The sequence below is a fragment of the Sphingobacterium sp. UBA7855 genome, from assembly GCA_002500745.1.
Classification (GTDB): Bacteria; Bacteroidota; Bacteroidia; order Sphingobacteriales; family Sphingobacteriaceae; genus Sphingobacterium.
On the sequence record DLST01000011.1, the window covers coordinates 103157 to 126532 of the forward strand.

General features: G+C 40.3%; 19 protein-coding genes and 1 tRNA gene. 4 read left to right on the plus strand and 16 right to left on the minus strand.

What is annotated here, in order from left to right:
- Positions 1-21 precede the first annotated feature (21 nt).
- The 11 genes from B2107_RS09205 to B2107_RS09255 form a co-directional block, all read right to left on the minus strand.
- Positions 22-1425: a radical SAM protein gene (locus B2107_RS09205; RefSeq protein WP_293955239.1), complete on the minus strand. Its 1404-nt coding sequence runs from the start codon at positions 1423-1425 to the stop codon at positions 22-24.
- 11 nt (positions 1426-1436) lie between these two features.
- On the minus strand, positions 1437-1676 hold the full coding sequence (locus B2107_RS09210; RefSeq protein ID WP_293955241.1) for a hypothetical protein: 240 nt from the start codon (positions 1674-1676) through the stop codon (positions 1437-1439).
- Between the two features lie 5 nt (positions 1677-1681).
- On the minus strand, positions 1682-2440 hold the full coding sequence (locus B2107_RS09215; protein ID WP_293955243.1) for a prolipoprotein diacylglyceryl transferase: 759 nt from the start codon (positions 2438-2440) through the stop codon (positions 1682-1684).
- 131 nt (positions 2441-2571) lie between these two features.
- The gene (gene lysA / locus B2107_RS09220) at positions 2572-3732 is read right to left on the minus strand and encodes a diaminopimelate decarboxylase (protein WP_293955245.1); all 1161 of its coding nucleotides are present in this window, start codon (positions 3730-3732) and stop codon (positions 2572-2574) included.
- A 15-nt stretch (positions 3733-3747) separates the two neighbouring features.
- Positions 3748-5061, minus strand: a complete 1314-nt coding sequence (locus B2107_RS09225; RefSeq protein ID WP_293955246.1) for an aspartate kinase — start codon at positions 5059-5061, stop codon at positions 3748-3750.
- A 125-nt stretch (positions 5062-5186) separates the two neighbouring features.
- The gene (locus tag B2107_RS09230) at positions 5187-6134 is read right to left on the minus strand and encodes a D-2-hydroxyacid dehydrogenase (protein ID WP_075991985.1); all 948 of its coding nucleotides are present in this window, start codon (positions 6132-6134) and stop codon (positions 5187-5189) included.
- A gap of 144 nt (positions 6135-6278) precedes the next feature.
- Entirely contained in the window at positions 6279-7349 is a 1071-nt protein-coding gene (serC, locus tag B2107_RS09235) for a 3-phosphoserine/phosphohydroxythreonine transaminase (RefSeq protein WP_293955249.1), read from the minus strand.
- Positions 7350-7536: 187 nt separating this feature from the next.
- Positions 7537-7794, minus strand: a complete 258-nt coding sequence (locus tag B2107_RS09240) for a hypothetical protein (protein ID WP_293955251.1) — start codon at positions 7792-7794, stop codon at positions 7537-7539.
- 55 nt (positions 7795-7849) lie between these two features.
- Complete coding sequence (gene icd, locus B2107_RS09245) at positions 7850-9112, minus strand: NADP-dependent isocitrate dehydrogenase (protein WP_293955253.1); 1263 nt, start codon at positions 9110-9112, stop codon at positions 7850-7852.
- A gap of 26 nt (positions 9113-9138) precedes the next feature.
- Positions 9139-11262 carry a cation:proton antiporter gene (locus tag B2107_RS09250; protein ID WP_293955255.1) on the minus strand — a complete coding sequence of 708 codons (2124 nt, stop codon included), beginning with the start codon at positions 11260-11262 and terminating at the stop codon, positions 9139-9141.
- A 115-nt stretch (positions 11263-11377) separates the two neighbouring features.
- The gene (locus B2107_RS09255) at positions 11378-12595 is read right to left on the minus strand and encodes an ABC transporter permease (protein WP_293955257.1); all 1218 of its coding nucleotides are present in this window, start codon (positions 12593-12595) and stop codon (positions 11378-11380) included.
- Between the two features lie 142 nt (positions 12596-12737).
- On the opposite strand from B2107_RS09255, the gene fmt reads away from it, so the two are divergent.
- Positions 12738-13655 (plus strand): methionyl-tRNA formyltransferase, encoded by a 918-nt coding sequence (gene fmt / locus B2107_RS09260; protein WP_293955562.1) that lies wholly within the window; start codon positions 12738-12740, stop codon positions 13653-13655.
- A 5-nt stretch (positions 13656-13660) separates the two neighbouring features.
- Here the strand turns inward: fmt and B2107_RS09265 are convergent, their stop codons facing one another.
- Positions 13661-13873, minus strand: a complete 213-nt coding sequence (locus B2107_RS09265) for a helix-turn-helix domain-containing protein (RefSeq protein WP_209575684.1) — start codon at positions 13871-13873, stop codon at positions 13661-13663.
- 388 nt (positions 13874-14261) lie between these two features.
- On the opposite strand from B2107_RS09265, the gene B2107_RS09270 reads away from it, so the two are divergent.
- Positions 14262-15122 (plus strand): sigma-70 family RNA polymerase sigma factor, encoded by an 861-nt coding sequence (locus B2107_RS09270; RefSeq protein WP_209575686.1) that lies wholly within the window; start codon positions 14262-14264, stop codon positions 15120-15122.
- Positions 15123-15188: 66 nt separating this feature from the next.
- On the opposite strand, the gene B2107_RS09275 is transcribed toward B2107_RS09270, so the two are convergent.
- A complete protein-coding gene (locus B2107_RS09275; protein ID WP_293955259.1) occupies positions 15189-18044 on the minus strand; it encodes a M16 family metallopeptidase in 2856 nt (951 codons plus the stop codon).
- A gap of 240 nt (positions 18045-18284) precedes the next feature.
- Here B2107_RS09275 and xerD point away from each other — a divergent pair, with 240 nt between their 5' ends.
- Positions 18285-19187, plus strand: coding sequence for a site-specific tyrosine recombinase XerD (xerD, locus tag B2107_RS09280; RefSeq protein ID WP_293955563.1), 903 nt, complete (start codon positions 18285-18287; stop codon positions 19185-19187).
- A 206-nt stretch (positions 19188-19393) separates the two neighbouring features.
- A tRNA-Arg gene (locus tag B2107_RS09285) sits at positions 19394-19465 on the plus strand.
- A 404-nt stretch (positions 19466-19869) separates the two neighbouring features.
- On the opposite strand, the gene B2107_RS09290 is transcribed toward B2107_RS09285, so the two are convergent.
- The 3 genes from B2107_RS09290 to B2107_RS09300 all read right to left on the minus strand — a co-directional run bounded on the left by B2107_RS09290 (position 19870) and on the right by B2107_RS09300 (position 23270).
- The gene (locus B2107_RS09290; protein ID WP_293955261.1) at positions 19870-20961 is read right to left on the minus strand and encodes an acyl-CoA dehydrogenase; all 1092 of its coding nucleotides are present in this window, start codon (positions 20959-20961) and stop codon (positions 19870-19872) included.
- Positions 20936-21553 carry a nicotinamide riboside transporter PnuC gene (gene pnuC, locus B2107_RS09295; RefSeq protein WP_293955263.1) on the minus strand — a complete coding sequence of 206 codons (618 nt, stop codon included), beginning with the start codon at positions 21551-21553 and terminating at the stop codon, positions 20936-20938. The genes B2107_RS09290 and pnuC overlap by 26 nt, the downstream gene beginning before the upstream one ends.
- A 217-nt stretch (positions 21554-21770) precedes the next feature.
- The gene (locus B2107_RS09300; protein WP_293955265.1) at positions 21771-23270 is read right to left on the minus strand and encodes a malate:quinone oxidoreductase; all 1500 of its coding nucleotides are present in this window, start codon (positions 23268-23270) and stop codon (positions 21771-21773) included.
- Between the last annotated feature and the right edge of the window lie 106 nt (positions 23271-23376).

Consider the following 23376-nt stretch of genomic DNA (forward strand, 5'->3'; position numbering starts at 1 on the left):
ACAAAAATAGCGTATATAACACTAAAATCGAATAGCCTCTGATAATTTAAGTTCTTCCAAACGATTCAATTTATCATCACGATAAAATAAATTCATTGTTTCAAATGGAATTATCTTCAAATCTTTATTGACAATATGCACACAGGATTTTTTGACAGCGCGAACGTCAAAATCGTAAGCATCCATAAAATTCATGATGATGATGCGAAAAAGGTTATCGTAGTAGAGATCGGGAGCACAAACCTCTGGCAGACAGCAAAGCAGCTGATTAACTTTTGGTTTGACGCTGTCTACGGAAATTCCTGTACTAAAAATATCGAGCAACTGCATCTGTACCCCCTTGTCCTGCTCATAGACAATGGTGTTGCGCGACTGATTATTCAACAGCAGAGCAGGATCAATATGTCGGGTTAACGGTATCCGTTCATCCCCTATCTTCAATATATAGCCCATAGCCAACGCATCTGGATTGCAAGGTACAGGGATAATATCGTGAGGATCCAACAATGGACACTGATTCAATATTTCTTGACGTACTTCAGTAAGCGTCATTTTATGATGATGCGCATCGGTCGCATTTCTACCCGCAATTTCTACCGGCTGGAAAGTTACCCCCCTAACGCATTGCTGTTTTAAGGCATAATCCAATATTTCTCCTATTTCATCATCGTTGGTTCCTTTTTCCAAGACGACGACCAAGGTTGTACTTAAATTGAGTGCATTTAATTTTTCAATAGCCTTTTTTCGAATATCCGAAAGATCTTTGCCCCGGAATTTCTCAAGCACTGATGGGCGAAAGGAATCGAACTGAAGATAGATTTCAAATTCAGGCGCATAGGTGGCAAGTTGCTCCGCAAAACCGGGATCATTGGCAATCCGGATACCATTCGTATTGAGCATCAGATGCTTGATGGGTTTCGTTTTAGCGATATCTAAAATCTTAAAAAAATCAGGGTGAATGGTTGGTTCCCCGCCGCTGATCTGAACCACATCTGGTTCGCCTTCACTTGCTACAATTTTATCCAACATACGCTCAATCTCCTCCAGTGATCGATGCCGTCCATAATGGGGAGAAGACATGGCGTAACAGGTGGGACAGGTCAAATTGCAGCGATCGGTCACCTCAATGATCGACAGGCAACTGTGCTGCTCATGATCGACACATAGGCCACAATCGTAAGGGCACCCATAATGTACTTCATTGTCAAATTTCAAAGGTGTCTCCGAAGCCTTATTATAATTTCGAATATTTTTATAATAGTCCACATCGGTAGCAATCAGCGTTTTGAAAAATCCGTGTTCAGGACAGGTTTTTGTCATAAAAACCTGTTCATCCTCAATAATAATCTTTGCACCAACACGCGAAAGGCATGTTGGACATAAGCTGATGGTGTAATCGTAGTATGTATAGTTTCTAACGGGCATAAAGCTAATCTCTAGTTCATAAAGGTAAGTCCACAGGCAAGTCCCCCTGCCAACATTGCTCCGATTCCGCCCAACAATACTTTAAGCCAGGGATTAACATTGAATTTTGATTCTTTATTTCCAGCTTTAATAATCGAGCCGATAATAATAACCAAAAGTGCAATACCGATCACAATAGCCCCTACAGTAAGTAGAAAAAGTCCCAACATTGCCGTACTTTCCGATCCAAATGATCCTTCAAGCAAATACATAATTCCTATTTTTTGATGAAACGTTCACTTTTTAATAAATAAATATAATAAATTATCACCACGATGCACGTAATTTGTATGGTACTAAGGCCGAAAAGAATAATCGCCCGCGGTTTTATAAAATCCAACACAAAACGAAAGCTAAAATAACTGAGCATAAAAAGCTGAAATAATACCCCTTTATGATAATTGTAGCGTGTTTTAAAGTATTGGAGCGCTGTAAATAAAAGAAGTAGATATGCAATTTCATACAGGGCCACAGGATGCCGTTTATAAGCATCACCGAGATGCATCCCAAGCGGGCATTCGGTAGGTAGGCCATAGGTTTGTTCAAAGACTCCTGTATAAAAGCAACCAACTCTACCAATTGCGATGGCGACAATCAGAGGGAATACCATCAGATCGCCCGTGCTCTCTTTTTTTCCCATGAGCTTTTTCATCCCTTCCACCGCAACCAAACCTCCCGCCAAACCACCGATTATCGTATTGTTCACCCAGATGTAAGCCCATTTATGTGTCGCACTGAGCAATTCAGCCGGGCGCTCGAGGGAACCGATAAGATGTGACCCGATGAGCGCGCCCACTCCTGCTGCGATGACAATAAGCAGTGAATTGCTATGCCCCAGGCTTTCCTGATCCTTCCATTTGAGCAACTGATAATAGCGCATACCAATAAACATGCCCAGCCCTTCCATAAAAGGATGTAGGAGAAATGTTTTTCCAAACAGATCGATCGTTACTGGAAATTCGATTGTTATTAGCATAAACAAGTATACAAAAGACAATCAATAAAATGATGAACAAAAGTTTCTCCACATAGGACAAAACTCTTAAAACCAAAAAGCCAGTCTGAAGAACAGACTGGCTTTTAAATAAATATTTTAAAAATGGGAGCTTATAGCTGATTGCTATACACAAATCGGATTTCCTCACGTAGGTTATAACGCGAGGCCATCACTTCGCCATAAGCACCTGCAGAACGAATGGCAATTAAGTCGCCACGTTTTGAAACGGGAAGTGGCACTTCCTTACCAAAGCAATCGGACGATTCACAGATCGGTCCAACAACATCGTAGTTAATGTATTCGGCAGTGTCTGTCGCACTGATATTTTCAATTTTATGATAGGCCTGATACAAGGCCGGGCGCATCAATTCCGTCATTCCCGCATCCAATACCAGAAAGTTTTTCTTCACACCGTTTTTGACATATAGCACGCGGCTAACGAGGCTTCCACACTGCGCGACCAAAGCTCTTCCCAACTCAAAATGCACTTCCTGCTGTGGCGTACGCTCCAGGAAGCGGTCGAAAATATCAAAATAGGCTTCAAAATCAGGAATTGCATTTCCATCAGGATTTTTATAATCAATCCCCAGTCCACCGCCAACATTCAATACACGGATTTGTGTACCACGCTCCTCAAACCAGTTTTTCCACTCATTGACCTTCACACATAGACTTTTGAATACCGTCATATCCGTAATCTGCGAACCTACATGAAAATGCAAGCCTACCAATTCGATGCATTCGCATCTTTTAAGCACAGCGGCACATTTCTCCAAATCTGCATTGGGTACGCCGAATTTGTTTTCATCAAGCCCCGTGGTGATATAATGGTGGGTGTGTGCATCCACATTTGGGTTGATCCGTAAAGCCACATTTGCTTTTACACCTTTCTTTGAGGCAAGCTCATTGATGACCTCAAGCTCCTGAATGGATTCCACATTAAAAGCAAAAATATTTTGATCGAGCGCATAATTGATTTCCTTATCAGATTTACCAACTCCTGCAAAAGTGACTTTCTTGGAATCAAAGCCGCATTCAATGGCTTTCTTTACCTCATTGCCACTCACACAATCCGCACCAAAGCCGACCGCTTGAATCGCCTTCAATAACTCGTCATTAAAATTGGCCTTTAATGCATAGTGAACATGAAATCCCCGTTTGTGGGACGCAGCATGCGCAGCCTCCAAGGTCTTGCTTAACACATTCAGATCATAATAATAAAACGGCGTTTCATTCTCTGCAAACTTCGCCGCGATACCTGTATTTATCATATAAAAACCTACTTCTTAAAATAAACGATTGTGCAATGAACGTAATGCTTCTGTTTTATGATCTGAATTCAATAGAATCGACACGTTAAAGTCTGAACCACCGTAAGAAATCATACGAACTGGAAGGTGTTTTACAGCGTCAAGTACACGAGCAGCATAACCGTGGCTATTCAAACCAAAATCGCCTACAACGCATACAATGGTCTGATCACCATCCACTGTGACCGAGCCAAAATCTTCCACTTCTTTAATAATATCAGCCAGGTTTGTGGTATCATCAATCGTCAACGATACCGCCACTTCCGACGTTGTGATCATATCGATTGGAGTTTTGTAACGCTCGAATATTTCAAAAACGCGACGTAAGAAGCCATAAGCAAGGAGCATACGCGAGGAATGGATATGGATTGCCGTGATACCATCCTTCGCGGCGATGGCACGGATACAGCCTTTCTGAGCACCATCTTTACTGATCAATGTACCCTTAGCATTCGGTTCCATGGTATTCAACAACCGTACAGGGACATTATATTTTTGCGCTGGGAATACCGATTGCGGATGTAAAATTTTAGCCCCGAAATAAGCCAGCTCGGCAGCCTCATCAAAACTCAGGTGTGCAATCGGTGTTGTACCTTTCACGACACGTGGATCATTGTTGTGCATGCCATCGATATCTGTCCAGATCTGAACCTCATCAGCGCGGATCGCAGCCCCGATCAAAGATGCTGTATAATCCGACCCACCACGGCGCAAATTATCGATTTCGCCGAAAGAGTTTCTACAAATAAATCCCTGAGTGATAAATAATGTATTTGCTGGGCTCTGTGTCAGAATATGGCTCAGCTTTTCGCCGATATACTCGACCATAGGCTCGTTGTCCTCATCGATTTTCATAAAATCTAAAGCCGGTAACAACACGGATTTGATACCAATTTCATTCAAGTAAAAATGCCATAAAGCGGTCGACATTAATTCGCCCTGTGCTAGAATAACTTTTTCTTCGATAGGAGTAAATAATTCATTGGCTAAGGTAGAAATCAGATTAAAATGGTAATCGATCAATTCTTTACCATTTTTGTACCCCTGCTCAGTACTGAAAAGTTCTTTAATAAGGTCTTCGTACTTATCCTTATGCTTCTTGACCAAATCTTTAGCTTCGTCCTTCTTACCTGCTGTGTAAGCTTGACCTATTTCAACCAAAGCATTTGTCGTTCCAGCAACTGCGGACAATACGACGATCTGACGTTCAGCAGGGTTTACAATATCCAACAACCCTTTGATACGTGCTGCACTTCCCACGGAAGTACCACCAAATTTTAAAACTTTCATACTGAAGTTACAATTATTAAATTTCTGTGTGCCAATATAGGCAATTCATGAATTTATATTAAAAAAAATGCGGCACAAAATCATGAAAGTTTTGTGCCGCATATCTTATATGTTATGCGGAAGAATTACTTCTTCAAGTTTTCGATCAGTAGACCGGCCAATTCTTCGCCGATTCTTTCTTGAGCTTCATTGGTTGCCGCCCCAATGTGTGGCGTCAACGAAATTTTTGGATGTTTTAAGATCTCTTCGCGTGGAGTAGGTTCATTATCGAATACATCTAAACCAGCGAATGCAACTTTACCCGAATCCAATGCTTTCACTAATTCCAACTCATCAATAACGCCGCCTCTCGAAGCATTAACCAAGCCAACACCATCTTTCAATAATGGGAACTCTGCAGCTCCGATAGCTGGTTTATCCAAAAATGGAACGTGTAAAGAGATAAAATCTGAAACTTTAAATAAGTTGTCCATCTCCACTTGTTGAATAGGTACCTCAACTTGAATACCACCTGAAAGTGTTATGGTCAATGTTTTTGGTCCTTCGAACAAATCCGTGTAAACCACATCCATCCCCAGACCAATGGCGATTTTGGCAACTTCTCGACCGATACGACCAAATCCAACGATACCGATCGTTTTACCACGAAGCTCAGTACCAGCTCCATAAGCTTTTTTAAGGGCGCCAAATTTTGTATTACCCTCAACAGGCATTTTTCTATTAGAATCGTATAAGAAACGTACACCATTCAATAGGTGAGCAAAAACCAGCTCAGCAACTGATAAAGAAGATGCTGCAGGGGTATTGACAACAGCAATCCCTTTTGAACGGGCATAGTCTACATCAATATTATCCATGCCTACTCCACCACGGCCGATAACTTTCAAGTTAGGGCAGCCATCAATCAGGGCCTGACGTACTTTAGTTGCACTACGTACCGTGATTGCATCATAAGCAAGGAGCTTTTCTGGAAGCTCTTCTTGCGGAATATGAGTTGTATCTACACTATGACCTGCATCTTCCAACATTTTCTTTCCTAGTGGATCGATACCGTCATTCGCTAATATTTTCATCTTTATAATTCGTTTTTAAAAGTATCAGTAACATTCAACTTATCCGAAGACCTATCACGTGAAAAGATCTGACCTCGTTAATTCTTCATCTAAAAATCATGGTTTGTTTGCCACGATTTCAATTTCGGCGACATCCATGAGGCCTTAGGCCGTATGCGTGTCTTCAAATTCTTTCATCGCATCAATCAGTGCGTTTACACTACTTAATGGCAGCGCATTGTAGATAGAAGCTCTAAATCCACCTACGGAACGGTGACCTTTGATTCCGATCAAATTACGCTCTTTTGCCAAAGCCAAAAATTCAGCTTCCAACTCTGGTGTATCCATTACAAAAGTAACATTCATGCGTGAACGATCTTCAACAGCTGCAGTACCTTTGAACAATGGGTTACGGTCGATTTCATCGTATAAAGCACGTGCTTTGATGATATTCTCTTGTTCCAATACAGGCACACCACCTTTTGCTTTTAACCAGCGTAGGTTCAACATCGAAACAAAGATGGAGTATACAGGCGGTGTATTATACATTGAACCACCAGCTATCTGCAATTGATAATCCAACATCGATGGAAGAACACGTCCTGACTTACCTAGAATATCATCTTTGACAATGACAAGTGTAACGCCAGCAGGCCCCATATTTTTTTGCGCTCCTGCATAGATCAAATCGTAATCTGCAACGTTGATTTCCCGTGAGAAAATATCTGAAGACATATCCACCACTACTGGCAACGTCGTAGCAGGCTTTTCAAAGACTTCAGTACCATAAATAGTATTGTTAGCTGTATAATGAAAATATGCAGCATCTGTTGGGATGGTATATCCCTTAGGGATGTAGGAATAATTTTTATCAATCGACGAAGCGACAACATCTACTGTACCGAATTTTTTAGCTTCTTTTAATGCTTTTGTCGCCCACACACCAGTATCCAAATAAGCAGCCTTACCTCCTTCAGGTAAAAGATTCAAAGGTGCCATCGCAAACTGCAAGCTGGCGCCACCCTGAAGGAAAAGAATCGAATATCCTTGCGGTACTGCCAATAACTCTCTTACTAATTGTGTTGCTTCATCGATCACTGCTTCAAACTCTTTGGAACGGTGAGAGATCTCTAAAATTGATAAACCTGTGTTGTTAAAATCAATTACAGCTTCTGAGGCTTGTTGAAATACTTCCTTTGGCAGAATACATGGACCTGCTCCAAAATTATGTTTCATTGATGTTATAGTTTGTTTGATTGCTTTTTTTTAACCCTAGTAAAGCAACCTGTTGTTTTAAAAACCAAAGTTAAAATAAAATTATATATTTTTCAACTAATCTGTTTTTTTATTGAAATTTTAAAAAATTACAAATGATTTCAATAAAAAGATCGCACAAAAAACACCAGATCTAGTACGAAAAACATCAGATAAGCAGTACGCGCCAGGCCATATCTAACTGATTATCTTGCAAATAATACTTTGCTTTTAACTGTAGATGGGTATTGCGGGCGGATTGATCGCCAATAAAGGCATTTAACAATTCGTAAATTTCGGGAAGGCTCGTGATCTCATCGACTTCCTGAGGCGTCGGTAAACGTTCGATCTGAGCTAACTTAATCTTATCATTTTCAGTAAAAATATTCGATTCCCTTACAAAAACCGGCAGTTGATTGTAATCCATAAAAAAGCAGAAATTTTATACTAATTTCTGCTTAATATCTCAAAAAAGAAAATGCTTAAATTTTTTCAATCATCCGATCTGCAAATTCACTTGTTTTGACTAATGTGGCATCATCCATCAAATTATAAAAATCTATCGTCACCATCTTGGCCATTATCGTCTCGCCCAAGGCCCTAACAATGGCGTCCGCAGCCTCATTCCAACCCAGGTATTGCAACAGCATGACACCGCTCAAAATCACCGATGAGGGGTTCATGGTATCGGTATTGGCAAATCTTGGCGCAGTACCATGGGTCGCTTCAAAAACGGCATGCCCAGTCTTAAAATTAATATTTGCCCCGGGGGCTATACCTATCCCCCCTACCATTGCTGCCAAAGCATCTGAAATATAATCACCATTCAGATTTAAGGTAGCGACCACCGAAAAATCACGTGGATTGAGCAGAATTTGCTGTAAAAAATTATCCGCGATGATATCTTTAATTAAAATTTTTCCCGATTCAAGGGCATCTTTCTGTTCTTGATTGGCAACCTCCTCACCCTTATCAGCCTTTGTGCGCTCCCATTGCCCCCAGGTATAGGTATGATCGGAAAATTCCTTCTCAGCAACATCATAGCCCCATAACTTAAATGCCCCCTCGGTAAACTTCATGATATTCCCTTTGTGAACGATCGTCACGGAAGGTAAACTTTGATGAATAGCGTGTGCTATAGCTGCGCGAACCAATCGCTTAGACCCTTCCTCAGAAACTAATTTAACGCCGACTCCTGTTGTCGCCGAAAATCCATAGTCGATCTCAAGCTCATCGTGCAAAAAATCCTGAAGTTTATTCGCTTCAGCTGTACCCGCCTGAAATTCTATTCCTGCATAAATATCCTCCGTATTTTCCCGAAAGATAACCATATCCACATATTCCGGATGTTTAACAGGTGAAGGAACTCCTCTAAACCATTTGGTAGGACGCTGACAAACATACAGATCCAGATCCTTGCGCAATGCAACATTTAACGAACGAATACCGCCCCCAACCGGTGTTGTTAACGGTCCTTTGATGCCAACCAGATATTCTTTCAATATATTCAACGTTTCTTTTGGTAGCCATTCACCCGTTTCTTTGAAGGCCTTTTCTCCTGCCAACACCTCTTTCCATGTTATTTTACGCTGTCCACCATACTCTTTTTCTACCGCCTTATCGAACACACGAACGGCCGCATGCCAAAGGTCAGGACCTATACCGTCACCAATAATAAAAGGAATTGTTGGGAAATCTGGCACCTGCAAGACGCCTTCGCTTGACATTGTAATCTTATTTGACATAACCTTCAATTTTAACGGACAAATTACTATCCCTTGTTAAACATATTTCCAATTTCTTTGCTAATCTTTCTAAAGATTGGAGCAGCTTCTACATCTTCATACTCATCGATGTGTGCATTTTCAATTCTACTAGGGAACACCAAAACAAGATTTTCGTTTGCATATATCCGATCTAATTTCTTTGCTACGCCATCCAATGAATCGCGATAAGAAACTTCACCATTTCTGGCAGAAACGAAAATGATCATCGCCCCTTCTTCCTTAAACGCTTTAAGCCCCTGCAAATTGTCCCAGGCATTGTAATGTTTAAAAGTAACGGGAACAGAATTTTTCAACTCGACAAGATATTCTTCAATCGCGGCAGCAGAGCGCTCATCGACAACAAAAGTGATGGGAATGGACAATTCCTGAGCAAGCTTGACAACCTTTTCCAGCCAGTACTCAAAACCAAATTCGGCCTCACACATCGGCGGGGCAAAAACGATAATAGACTTGTTGGAGATAAAGGGTTTTTTAAAATGACATAACATTACATTCGCTGAAGTTCGATTTAAAATACTTTCCGTTTTCTCCCCGACAAACTTATCCATAAAATTGGCTGCACTCGGCCAGCCCAAAACAATACAATTGGCAGAAACTTCCTTTGCAGACCTCGCCACGCCGCTGGCAATATTCAAGTCTATTGTTGCACTGATAGTAACACTTGTCTCACTGCCAGAGGCATAACGCACCATGTTATCCAGATTTTTCCGTGCCTTTGACATGTTCAATTGTGCCTGTTCGTTATCTTTCACAACCGAAACAATACTAACTGGATACGAACACTTCTTACTCTTAATGTAGGTTGAAAAATCAAGAATAGGCTCCATATTATCCATATTAGCGATCGATATGAGAATGTTTTCGTCTTTTTCCTTCACTATATCGGTATGTTCTTCATCCTGTTCTCCGTCCATCACCACTTTACGTGAAGCATTCCCCGTAACCACAGTTGCGACAATGCAGGTAACCAAAATCAACAAGATCGTTCCATTAAGTACGTTTTCATCGATAATTCCATTCTTATGGCCAACCATGATAACAGCCAATGTTGCCGCAGCATGTGCACTACTCAACCCAAATATTAGATTGCGCTGACCACGGCTATATTTGAAAACAATCTGTGTCAACCAGGCCGCCACATATTTTCCGACGATCGCCACAACCGTGAGCGTCCCCGCGATTATAAGCGCTTGTGGACCTTTCAGAATCACACTCACATCGACAATCATCCCTACCGATATCAAGAAAAAGGGAATGAAAATTGCATTTCCAATAAACTCAATCCGATTCATCAAAGCGGAAGAATGAGGAATCAGTTTGTTCAGTGCCAAACCTGCCACGAATGCTCCAATAATAGGTTCGAGGCCCGCAATTTCAGCTAAAAAAGCAGCAAAAAATACCACGGAAAGAACAAAAATATAATTGGAGGTCTTTTCACTCCCCAGACGTTCAAAAAACCATTTTGCAATGCGTGGAATAACACCAAACATGATAAACAGGAAGATAGCGAAGGAAATTGCCAGCGTTATCCAAAACTCATTTCCAATATTCCCCTGAGACACTCCCGTAATAACAGCGAGTATAATTAACACAGCCGTATCCGTCAAGATTGTTCCACCGATCGTAATGGCAACAGCTTCCATTTTCGAAATACCATAACTGTTTACAATGGGATAGGAAACCAATGTGTGGGTAGCGAACATACTCGAAATCAACAAGCTTGGCAATACACCGTATCCGAGTAATAAGTGACAGACCGGATAACCAATGCTGATCGGAACAATGAATGTGAGGAAGCCAAAAAGCAGACTTTTGTTCTTGGTCTTTTTAAATTCATTCATATCTAACTCGAGGCCGGCGATAAACATGATATAGAGAAGACCTATTGTTGAAAATAATGTAATAGCCGAATTTTTTTCCAGCCAATTTAGTCCATGCGGGCCAATAATCACACCCGATATAATCAATCCTATAATACCCGGAACCTTAATCGGGCGTAGTACAATAGGTGATAACAGTATAATAAAAAGTACCAGAGAAAATATAAGTACAGGATTTTGTAAAGGCGCTTCGAAAGCGTGGGAAATATGCTCAAAAGTTTTATTCATAAGTGCTTGTATACTAACCGTAAAACATAACTACTTATTTTTCTATACAGCTCGAAAAATAGTTAACAGCACTAAAAATACGATTTTTTTTAGAATGCGGTGTCTAAAAATAGTGCTACTTAAAAGAAATTGCCTTAATTGGATTAATCTTGGTAATTAACATAGAGGGAATGAACAATGAAATCATCCCAATAAATACAACGGCCAAATTGACTAAAATCACATCAGACCACTGCAGCTTAACAGCGACATAGGAGATGTAATAGGTTTTCTCGTCCAGCTTAAAAAAGTGGGTAAAGTCTTGTAAAAAGTAGAAGCCCAAACCGATCAGGTTACCAATTAACAATCCAAGACCGATCAGGTACAGCGCGCTATACATGAAGACCCGACGAATTCCAGCATTGTGATACCCCAGTGCCTTTAAAATACCAATCATCGATGTGCGCTCTAGAATGGTGATCAACAGCGCTGAAATCATATTAATGATAGCGACGACAGTCATCAATATAAAAATGATCTTGGTATTCATATCCAACAATTCCAGCCACTGAAAAATATCCGGCACCTGATCCTTAATATTGATGGCCTGCATATCAATGGGCAACAGTTCTTCCACCTTATTGGTTGTCTGTGCAAGCTGACTAAAATCTTTAATTCTAATCTCATAACCGCCCACTTCATGATCGTCGAGGTTACTTAGTTTGCGAATCACATGCAGCGATCCGATTACATAAACCTTATCTAACTCTTCAGAACCCGTATTAAAAATTCCTTTTATGACAAATTTACGTTTACGGATTGGATCCTGAACAAAATACATGATAAAGTCATCACCAACTTTCAGCAATAATCGATCTGCAAGATATTTGGATACCAAAATCTGATTATCGGCATCGTCTGATTTAAAGTCTATCATATTCCCTTCAATCAGCATACGCTGAAAGGGCTGTTGATTATACAATGAATCGATACCTTTGAGCACTACGCCTTCAACCTCATTATTTACATTAATAATCCCTGCCTTAGTCGCAAAAGAACTGATCGAACTCACTTCTGGAATAGCCAGTATTGACTTTTGAAGCTTTGGCGTAAGCGAAATGGCGGCATTCTCGTATGACTTATTGAGGTCGTAACGTAGCACCAATACATCTGCAAAAAAGCTTCTTTGCTTACTTATAATTTCGTCTTTGAATCCACGCAATACTGCAATAGAGATAATTATTGCTGCAATTGCAAGAGCAATAGCACCAATAGTTACCCGAACGATCAATTTTGAAAACGTTCTCTTGCCAGAAAATGCAATCCGATTTGCTAAAAAATAAGGAAAATTCAAGCTTTAAATATATTTATGTAACTTCGCAAAGTTATAAAAATTTGTTAGTCTCAAAACTGAAATGACAAATAATTAGGTGTTTTGTAGCAGGTCATTTCAGGACCCGTTAGGACACGTGCTTAAAGAGTTTAAAAAAAATATGATGCGTATTATTTTCATGGGTACTCCCGATTTTGCTGTCGCTTCACTGGAGGCACTTATTCAATCTGGCGAACAAGTCGTAGCTGTAGTAACGGTTCCGGACAAACCTGCTGGGCGGGGACAAAAAATACACGAGTCGGCCGTAAAAATATTTGCTAAGCAACATAACATTCCTGTTCTCCAGCCGGTCAAGCTGCGCGACGAATCTTTTTTAAACGAACTGAAGAGTTACCAAGCGGACCTACAGGTTGTAGTTGCTTTTCGCATGCTTCCTGAAGTTGTGTGGAATATGCCTAAATTTGGAACAATCAATGTTCATGCCTCTCTTCTACCACAATATAGAGGGGCAGCACCTATTAATCATGCGATTATAAATGGAGAGAAAGAATCCGGAGTAACCACCTTCTTACTGCAACACGAAATCGACACCGGCAATATTTTATTGGCAAAAAAAGTAACGATCAAAGACACCGATAATGCGGGCGATCTTCATGACAACCTCATGGTTGCTGGAGCAAAAACGCTTCTTCAAACTATCCAACAATTAAAAGCAGGAACTTTACAGCCTAAGCCCCAAGAAGTCCTCGCAACGGGCGAGCCTTTAAAACATGCGCCAAAAATTTTTAAAGAAGACTGTAAAATAAATTGGGATCAACCAACAGAAAAGGTCTACAACTTCATTCGTGGATTAAGCCCCTACCCCGCTGCATTTACGCTGTTAAATGAAAAGGTATTGAAAATCTATGAGGCGAAAAAAGAAACGGTCAATACCCCAACTGTGCCAGGCACACTGGCCACCGATAAAAAAAGTTTCTTAAAGATTGCGACTCAAGATGGATACCTTATTATCTCTGACCTTCAGCTGGAAGGCAAAAAAAGAATGCATATCGTGGATTTTCTAAAAGGCTATCGATTTTAGCCTTTCTAGTCTCCACCATCATCGTATTGCAGCAGATCACCGGGCTGGCAGTCTAATGCTTTGCATATCGCTTCAAGGGTGTCTAATCGCAATGCCTTTGCTTTTTGGTTCTTAATGATTGAAAGATTAGACAATGTAATTCCGACCTTGTCACTCAATTGATTGAGTGACATCTTTTTCTCTTTCATTATTCTATCCAAGTGAATTAAGATTGGCATAATATAATTTTTATTCTTTAAAATTTATTAATGTCATTGGTAAAACAAAAACACGCACAGTTTTGTTTTATCATAAAATTATCATTTTAAAATAAATTTCGAAAAATTAGAATGGCAACATGAATCAACTATCGGACCGTTAGATTGTCAATAACAAGAAAAAATTAAACCCTTTAGCACTTTAGCAGTCAAATAGTTGAATACGATTAGTGGTAAATATAAGAAAAAAAACATTAAAATGGAATAGTTTTTGATAGCTTTAAATTCCATTTCAAAAAACCTTAACTCATTAAATATGAGTGGTTAGTTAATCAATTTTCCATTAATAATTCAAAAAATTTTCGTATTTTCGCAAACATTTCTTAGAGAGGAGAATTAATAAAAATTAATGAGACAGCTCAAAATTACACAATCTATTACCAATCGTGAGTCACAGTCTTTGGACAAATACTTACACGAAATTGGTAAAGTAGACTTAATTACAGCAGAAGAAGAAGTTGAATTAGCACAACGCATCCGTGAAGGTGACCAAGTTGCCTTGGAAAAATTGACTAAAACCAACCTTCGTTTCGTCGTATCAGTAGCAAAACAATATCAAAATCAAGGTTTAACCTTAGGTGATTTAATCAACGAAGGTAACTTGGGCTTAATTAAAGCAGCTAAACGTTTTGACGAAACAAAGGGGTTTAAATTTATTTCTTATGCGGTTTGGTGGATTCGCCAATCTATTCTTCAGGCAATTGCTGAACAATCACGTATCGTACGTCTGCCATTGAATCAAGTTGGTTCACTGAGCAAAATCAGTAAGGCTTTCTCAAAACTAGAACAAGAATACGAACGAGAGCCGTCTCCAGAAGAATTAGCAGATATTCTTGAAACTACGGTAGACAAAGTTTCGGATACCCTAAGTAACTCTGGGCGTCACGTATCTATGGATGCTCCCTTTGTTCAAGGTGAAGAAAACACACTTTTGGACGTACTGGAAAACCATGATCCAGACACAGACAGTTCTTTGATCGATGAATCACTATCCGAAGAAATCAAACGATCATTGGCTACATTAACAGAAAGAGAACGTGAAATTATCGTACTTTTCTTTGGATTAGGTTCCAACCACCAACTGTCGCTTGAGGAAATCGGAGAGAAATTCAGTTTGACACGTGAACGCGTTCGTCAGATCAAAGACAAAGCCCTTCAACGTTTGAGACACACTTCAAGAAGCAAAATCTTAAAATCCTACTTGGGTTAATAAGAGATACTTATTAAAAATTTTGGCAATCCCAATCAGAAATGATTGGGATTTTTTATGTACCTCCTATTTTGAATCCGGCATCAAAATAAATTCAAAAAGTCGATCCTTTTTCAAATATTTTACTGCAACGTCCTGTACGGACTTTGGTGTCACCTTTTTCAAATTATCCAACCTGCGCGTATAACGCATAAGATCAAGATCATTTTGGTAAGAGCTGGATATGTAGTTCAACCAATAGCTATTTTCACGAAGATTTAACTCATTTTGTCGCTGTTGCTCTGCCAGAAATTTATCCAGATCACCTTTTTCGGGCCCTTGATCCTGAATCTTTTTGACCTCGTCCAATGCCGAGGCGATTAAGGCATCTGTCTTATCAACTGCCGAACCAAAGCCAATAGAAAAAGCATAGCGGGGTTTCGGTAGCTTACTGAAACTTGCCTGAGCCCCAACACCATAAACTCCACCTTCTTTTTCACGAAGTCGTTCAAGTAATTTGATCGTCAACACACTTTCTAGCGCTTCCATATTGACATTTTCAGTTTCTCCATAACTATAGTCTCCATAATACGCCAGTTGTGTGCTCGCCTTTTCTTCTTTGCCCTTATGGACAATTACGCGTTCGCCTTTGCTTGGCTCCACAATATTCAGATCTTTGTAACTTTCGCCTCTTTTTTGAATCGGTAGAGAAGCGAGATAAGTTTCTAAATAAGGCTTAATCTGATTCTCGTCAAACGAACCTACGATGGTAAACACAAAATCAGAGGCATCGGCAAAGCGTTCTTTATAGATCGCCAACGCACGGTCCCTATCGATTTTGCTGATCATTTCGACCGTCGGATTTTGACGGCGGACATTATTACCGTACAATACTTCTTTCACTTTGTCGGAAAACACATTATTGGGGTTGCTTAATCTATTTTCCAAAGATCCTTTCGCTCTGGTCATTGTACTCTGGAAAATATCCTGATCTAAACGAGGTTCGGTAAAATAGCCATAAATCAATTCAAAAGCGTTTTTTAAACCTTCTTTATCTGTACGGCCTGAAATACCCTCATAACGTTCGGAGATGTATGGAGAGATGGAAACATCCTTTCCTGAAAGGTACTTTGTGAGCTCAATGTTGCTCATTTGTCCTACACCACTGGCATCAATTAAAGAGGATGCGTTGGAGGCCGAAAAATAATCCGCATCGCTATAGAGTGAAGTTCCGCCCGGACTATACGCCATAATCTGGATCTCATCGTTTTTAAAATCCGTAGGCTTAAGGATCACTTTTACGCCATTACTTAGTGTCAATTCTTTTGCTTGAACGGCATCAATACTTTTAGACGATACTACCTCACCTTTCACAGGTTCTTTTGAGAGCAACGGAAGATCAGACATTTTATCATCATAGGCTGTGACGGGGCTCTCTTCAACTGCTTTTACCCAGCCCATTACCGCAGCTTCAGTAGGTAAGGTTGCTTTATCTTTTTCGGGTGCCATCACCAATACATCGCGGTTCAGATCGGTATAATATTTTTTTACTAAGCCATTGACCTCAGACAATTTTAAGGTAGGTAGCAGCTGCTTAGTGAGGCGGTAGGCATCTTCATTGCTTAAAGCAGGTTCGCCATCGATAAAATAATTGAGATAACGATTGACATAGCTATCCGATTTCTTTTTATCGCGTTCGATAAAAGACATCTCATTCCCTTTTTTCATATCTGCAATGGCACGGTTTAGCTCCGTCTGCGTGAAACCATACTTTTGGATGCGCTCAAATTCGGTTAACATAGCTTTAAATCCCGACTCGAGCTCTCCGGGCTTAGGCACAACCAACAATGAAAAGGTATTGAGGTTAGCGATAAAATCACTAATACTTCCACCGGCTTGCATAAATGGAGGATTTGGCTGTTGCATCAATTCGGAAAAACGACCAGCGATCATCTTGTTGAAAACACTTTTCAAAAGTTCGTTTCGGTAATCCCCTACCGTTTCAACTTTATCCTTTTCGCTTTTGATGAGAATCTGCGCCACCGTATACGGTAACTCTGGATCTGAAATTGCTAAGAACTGATTTTTGTTTAACAGGTCTACCCGGTATTTTTTACGCTCCAATGCTTTCTTGGGCATTTTCATATCGGCAAACAACACCTTCACCCGTTCTTCCATTTCTTTGGGATCAATGTCTCCGACGATAATTAAGGCTTGTAAATCGGGACGGTACCAGTCTTGGTGAAATTTGCGTATTTCCGAATACGGGAATGTTTTAAGTATTTCCTCGGTACCTATTGGTAAGCGTTTGGAGTAAAGTGAACCATTCAGCAACATTGGAAAATACTGATCTTGAAGCCGTTGTTGCACTCCTCTCCCTCCACGCTTCTCTTCCAAGATAACTCCGCGTTCTTTATCGATCTCCTCGCCATCCAATAATGCATCTTGGGCCCAGTCGCGCATGACTTGCAAACCATTTTTCAAAAGTTCAGGGTCATCAGAAGGAATCGGTAATTGGTAAACGGTCTGATCGAAGCTGGTGTAGGCATTCAGATCCGACCCAAAGCGAACCCCGGCCTTTTGCAGATAATTAACCAATTCATTTTTCGGAAAATGCTTGAGACCATTGAAATTCATGTGCTCCAAAAAATGGGCTAAGCCCAGCTGCTTTTCATTTTCCAGAATAGAGCCTGCTTTCATGCCCAAATACATCGTAACACGACCTTTTGGCTCGCCATTTTTACGAATAAAGTATGTAAATCCATTTTTGAGTTTACCTGTAACAACTTCATTGTCGAAGGGTAATTTCTGATTCAAAGCCAAACTATCTTGCGATAGAATCGCTCGCGCTTCCGCAGTTAACGTGGTTGGCATTGTTGCTTCCGCTACATAGAAGGTAGCTGGTAAGAGAAAAGCTAATGCTAATGGTTTAATGAATTTCATAGAAAAAATTTCTTTTTTTTCAGTTATTTTTATCAATTGTTTGCTATTAGGGTAAAACGGAACTGGAGATCAATGTTCCGATAAATCATAAAATATAGCTTACTACGATTGTTCTCCAACACCTTATTGAACAGTATGCCGCTGCCGCTTTTAGTGGATGTGGTTCACGCTGTAGAAACCGTTTTAAAAATACTGAATATCTTTCAAAAAGAACGACAGTTAATTGTAATTTTGCTGCAAATGGATTTTAAAAACTGGAACGTCATCAAAAAGGAATTCGAACAATTCTTAAAGTTCGAAAGAGGCTTAAGTGCAAATTCTATTGACGCTTACTTAAATGATGTATCCAAATTTCAGATTTATTGCGAAGACAATCAACTGGTTTTAAATACCATAGCAAGAAAAAATATTCAGGAATTTTTGGTTTGGCTGCAGCAATTCAATATTTCACCTTTCACGCAGTCGAGATTGATATCTGGACTCAAAACCTTTTTTAGCTTTTTGATGATTGAGCATGAATTCAGCAACAATCCGACAGACCTTATTCAAGCACCGCGATTGGCGCGCAAGCTGCCCAGTGTTTTGAGTATACAGGAGGTCGATCAGTTGATTTCTGCAATTGATCTCTCTTCATCCGAAGGCCAACGAAATAAAACAATCATCGAAATCTTATACGGATGTGGCCTTCGTGTTTCGGAACTTACCACACTCAAACTATCCAATCTATTTTTAGATGTAGAATTTATAAAAGTCGAAGGGAAGGGAAGCAAAGAGCGTCTCATACCAATTGGTCAACATGCCATTAAATACCTTCGCATATACCTGGAAACCATCAGGCCGCATATCAAGATTAAACCGGGAAATGAAGATATTGTATTTCTCAACAGACGAGGAGCTGCATTATCCCGGGTCATGGTTTTTTTGATCATCAAAGAACTTGCCTTAAAAATAGGGTTACAGAAAAACATTAGCCCACATACCTTCCGCCATAGCTTTGCCTCTCATTTAGTGGAAGGCGGGGCCGATCTGCGGGCTGTACAGGACATGCTCGGACATGAAAGTATCACCACTACCGAAATATATACGCATATAGACAAGGAATACCTGCATTCTGTAATCACGCAATACCACCCGCGGTCATAACCAACCTGCTGTCAACTAGCATCATTTTTTGATCCGAAGTATGCACAAACGAATCATTAGCACTGAGTTAAAAAAAAAACGAGGAGCGGGTGAAATTTATATGCAAAAAAAAGGCGCTAATTATCGCTAAAAATTGCCTGCTAAAAGTTTCAATTTTATCGTAAAGATATTTGTTAGATCTAGAAAATAATATATCTTTGCGGGACGTTCCCGTAGTTCAATGGATAGAATTTCAGATTCCGGTTCTGACGATGTGGGTTCGACCCCCGCCGGGAACACAAAAGGAGACATTTCGATGAGATGATCTCCTTTTTTTTACGCTACGAACTCCAGCTCCGTGTTGACGTGGGCACGCGAATATTTTTCAGCAATGTATACGAATCGGTTGGCCATTTCATGGCGAAAAAAATAGCTAATATACCAATTAGATAGCAGATATCCAAACACCAATTTACCCCTAGGCACAGCCTTAGAACAATTGTTACCCAGTACTCGTTCAGTGCTTGTTCACTCGTCACTGAATCATCACTGAACAAGCACTGAACAAGCACTGAGCAATCACTGTAAAAACGGGCAAGTTGGTTACTAGCGGTTCTTCTTTTGGCACACCAAAAATTAGCAGCGGAAAATCTGTAGATAACCCAGCATTTGTAACAAAAAATTTTTAAAACGAAGCTATTGTCTATATACTCTTCTGCAACAACTTATGCTGTGAAGCAGTAAAAATATTTCGGAAGATGATATTGATCTCTTGGTCGACGGCAGCCCCCAAAATCCCTGCCTGAGGATAGAGTTTAACGATATTCGTTAAAATGGAAGAGACAAAATCACGGCTTTGCGTGGCTATTTGCGCATAAATTGTGGTATTATCGATACCATTACTGAGGTTATCCCAAGAATGGGCAGCCAAATGCAAGATAGCATCCTTTCGTATGGTGTAATCCTGTTGAAGCTCATCGAGCATGCCGAAAGCAGCTTTACTCGCTGCCTGTTCCCAATTGGACGCTTTACTTTTTAACACAAACAGTTTTTCAATCAAATCCAGAAATCGCTTATACATCCCGATAAAATTGGCCAGCAAGGTCAACTCAGCAAAAGGCATAAAGGGATATTGATAGCGTAGATCACTGCGTGTGCTTTTCGCCGCATTGATTTCAAAACACTGTTTACCATCAACTAGGACGTCCTGCAGCGAAAAAGAGTGCGAGGCAGTCACCTCTAATCCGAACGTATCCCAGTCATAATGAACCAGCGCATGTTCTCTATCGACAAAAAATGATTTTACAAGTGGATTCCCTTTGTCATCCATTACGGGTTTCCCCCCTTCCTGAATCGTTGCATTCAACGTAAAATGGGTTAAATGTGGAGCCCCAGTAGCGTACTTCCAAAACCCTGTGAGTCGATAATGTTCACCATCGCGCGTTGCTGTGCCCGATGCCTGCCCGCTACCACCGAAACAAACCCGTTCCATTTTAAAGATTTGATCGCCTAGAACGCGATCAATAAAACCGACAAAAAGATTTGCTCCCGAACATAATGTCACTGTCCAGGCCAGTCCGCCGTCCCAATACGCTAAATCAGCCAATACATTCAGACCTTCTGGTACCGTTAAACCTAATCCACCCAGTTCAACGGGAATCCAGATTTTAAACCATTTTCTGCGATAGATTAGTTCCAACTGTTCATCCGACAAAGATTTCTGCTGAATACCTTTTGCCTGACTGTCTTTCAGAATGGCAATATCCGCACTATTGAGTTGCATATCTCTCTTCACGTATTATTTTCCTCCAATTTAAATATCCACTAAATGCCATCACAAATAAAAACAAAGTCAGTCCGGAATAGAGAAACAATCCTTTATGGATCAATAATGGAATGGCCATTAGATTGCTAATATTCAACAGTATCCAATTTTCTATTTTGCGTTTTGCCAACAACCACATTCCTGCCCAAGCGGTGCAGGAAACGGCGGAATCCCATAGTGGAACATCGGAGTCTGTTAAATGCACCAATCCAAAATAGAACAACAAAAAACCAGCGGTGCAGATAAAGCATACTATCCACCAATCTTTCTTTTCACAACGTGTGATCGGCGTAGCAGCGTCACTGCTATATTTCCAATACATCCAGCCGTAAATGCTCATGACTAAATAATACAGGTGCAGCAATATTTCAGCATACAGTTTTGCGTGAAATAATACATATACGGATATCAGTATACCTATAATGCCAAAAATATAATGGATTGATTTATTTTGCCGTGAAAACCAGACTTGCAAAATGCCGAAAGAAACACCTAGCCATTCTGCCACTGTGGCTTGTTGCATCTGTTTTATCAAAGCTTCGATCATGGATTCGGGAGTCATTCGAATTGTTTATTAGTGCGTGCGATCTTATAATAAACCTTCGGGGAGAAAACAGCTGTTTTTATTGAAATTAAATCCCTACGCCAGCATTACCTGGATCAGGTATATAAAAGCGATTGTACAAAGAGGAACAATCGCTTTTATTGGGTATAATCTCAGCCTAGAACGGCAGAAGCCGTTCGAAGCACCCCTCAAGTATATTGTTGGTCGGGCCTGATTAATCGATAGCGATTAATTTCAACGCTTTGTGTGTGCGTATACGTGTTTCTTTACAAAGCTGTGCGTCGTCGTTCAATGATTTCCCGTGTGATGGTATCATCTCACGTAACTTCTTCCTGTATTCATCTGATTTAGCACGTTCAGGGAAACATTTCTTCAGCAAGCTGATCATGATCGCGACAGAGGTAGAAGCGCCAGGAGAAGCACCCAATAACGCGGCAATAGAACCATCTGAACTAGAGACGACCTCTGTTCCAAATTCCAAAATCCCACCTCTCTTTTCATCTTTCTTGATCACCTGAACCCGTTGTCCCGCCTTCTCAATAACCCAGTCCTCCAATTTTGCTGTGGGCATAAATTGTTTCAATGACTCCAGTTTATCTTTCGGAGATTTCATGACTTCTGTGATCAAATACTTGGTCAAGGGCAAATTATCAAGTCCGGCAGATAGCATCGGACGGATATTCGACAACTTGATCGAAGCAGGTAGATCGAAATAAGAACCCTGTTTGAGGAATTTTGTGGAAAAACCCGCATAAGGACCAAATAACAAAGCTTGTTTGCCATCAATATAACGCGTATCTAAGTGCGGTACAGACATCGGTGGAGCGCCCACAGAAGCTTTGCCGTACACTTTGGCGTGATGTGCTTTAATAATCTCATCATTCACACAACGTAGCCATTGGCCTCCTACCGGAAAGCCACCATAGCCTTTTGCTTCTGGTATTCCGGATTTTTCCAACAACAGCAAGGAGTGTCCACCAGCACCAATAAATACAAATTTCGCTTTGATTTCTCTCTTTACTCCTGTTTTTAAATCTTTGACCTCCACTTCCCAACGACCATCATCTTCACGTTCAATGTCAATGACTTCATGGTTTAGCGAAATGGATATATTTTCTTTATTTGCAAGATTAGTGATCAAATCACGTGTCAATGAGCCAAAATTGACATCTGTACCAAGATCCATTTTCGTTGCAGCAATCTTTTCATTTTTATCACGCCCCTCCATCATCAATGGAATCCATGATTTCAGCAACTCAGCATCTTCAGTATACTCCATTCCCTTAAACAAGTTTTGGGTGGTTAACGTTTCCCATCTTGTTTTTAGAAATTTAGCATCTTTTTCACCAAAAACTGCACTTAGGTGTGGAATACTACGGATAAAATTTTCAGGTTGGGTAATGACGCCTTTATCAACGAGGTAGGACCAAAACTGCTTAGATACCTCAAATTGCTCAGCAATTTTCACTGCTTTATCAATCTTTACAGAACCATCTTTCTGTTCGGGTGTATAATTTAGCTCGCATAAGGCAGAGTGACCCGTGCCAGCATTATTCCAAGCGTCTGAACTTTCAGCAGCCACAACATCCAAACGCTCAAGAATTTCAATATTAACGTCTGGGCTTAATTCATTGATTAGAGTACCCAAAGTAGCACTCATAATACCGGCGCCGATTAGAACAACGTCAACTTCTTTATTTGATTTTTTGCTCATGTTTTTGTGATTGATGCAAATTTAATATAGTTTTTGATAAACGTCCAAGTCTTTTGTCAAAAAACTGTACTTTTTAGAGGCACTTATTCAAAAATACCATGGATTT

What these genes read in the sequence shown, in the direction of transcription:
- lysA (WP_293955245.1), bottom strand. Translation starts at nt 3,732, where the DNA reads ATGATAAATACAGGTATCGCGGCGAAGTTTGCAGAGAATGAAACGCCG.
- B2107_RS09205 (WP_293955239.1), bottom strand. Translation starts at nt 1,425, where the DNA reads ATGCCCGTTAGAAACTATACATACTACGATTACACCATCAGCTTATGT.
- B2107_RS09230 (WP_075991985.1), bottom strand. Translation starts at nt 6,134, where the DNA reads ATGAAAATATTAGCGAATGACGGTATCGATCCACTAGGAAAGAAAATG.
- B2107_RS09275 (WP_293955259.1), bottom strand. Translation starts at nt 18,044, where the DNA reads ATGAAATTCATTAAACCATTAGCATTAGCTTTTCTCTTACCAGCTACC.
- B2107_RS09300 (WP_293955265.1), bottom strand. Translation starts at nt 23,270, where the DNA reads ATGAGCAAAAAATCAAATAAAGAAGTTGACGTTGTTCTAATCGGCGCC.
- B2107_RS09250 (WP_293955255.1), bottom strand. Translation starts at nt 11,262, where the DNA reads ATGAATAAAACTTTTGAGCATATTTCCCACGCTTTCGAAGCGCCTTTA.
- fmt (WP_293955562.1), top strand. Translation starts at nt 12,738, where the DNA reads ATGCGTATTATTTTCATGGGTACTCCCGATTTTGCTGTCGCTTCACTG.
- B2107_RS09265 (WP_209575684.1), bottom strand. Translation starts at nt 13,873, where the DNA reads ATGCCAATCTTAATTCACTTGGATAGAATAATGAAAGAGAAAAAGATG.
- xerD (WP_293955563.1), top strand. Translation starts at nt 18,285, where the DNA reads ATGGATTTTAAAAACTGGAACGTCATCAAAAAGGAATTCGAACAATTC.
- icd (WP_293955253.1), bottom strand. Translation starts at nt 9,112, where the DNA reads ATGTCAAATAAGATTACAATGTCAAGCGAAGGCGTCTTGCAGGTGCCA.
- pnuC (WP_293955263.1), bottom strand. Translation starts at nt 21,553, where the DNA reads ATGACTCCCGAATCCATGATCGAAGCTTTGATAAAACAGATGCAACAA.
- B2107_RS09215 (WP_293955243.1), bottom strand. Translation starts at nt 2,440, where the DNA reads ATGCTAATAACAATCGAATTTCCAGTAACGATCGATCTGTTTGGAAAA.
- B2107_RS09270 (WP_209575686.1), top strand. Translation starts at nt 14,262, where the DNA reads ATGAGACAGCTCAAAATTACACAATCTATTACCAATCGTGAGTCACAG.
- B2107_RS09225 (WP_293955246.1), bottom strand. Translation starts at nt 5,061, where the DNA reads ATGAAAGTTTTAAAATTTGGTGGTACTTCCGTGGGAAGTGCAGCACGT.
- serC (WP_293955249.1), bottom strand. Translation starts at nt 7,349, where the DNA reads ATGAAACATAATTTTGGAGCAGGTCCATGTATTCTGCCAAAGGAAGTA.
- B2107_RS09210 (WP_293955241.1), bottom strand. Translation starts at nt 1,676, where the DNA reads ATGTATTTGCTTGAAGGATCATTTGGATCGGAAAGTACGGCAATGTTG.
- B2107_RS09240 (WP_293955251.1), bottom strand. Translation starts at nt 7,794, where the DNA reads ATGGATTACAATCAACTGCCGGTTTTTGTAAGGGAATCGAATATTTTT.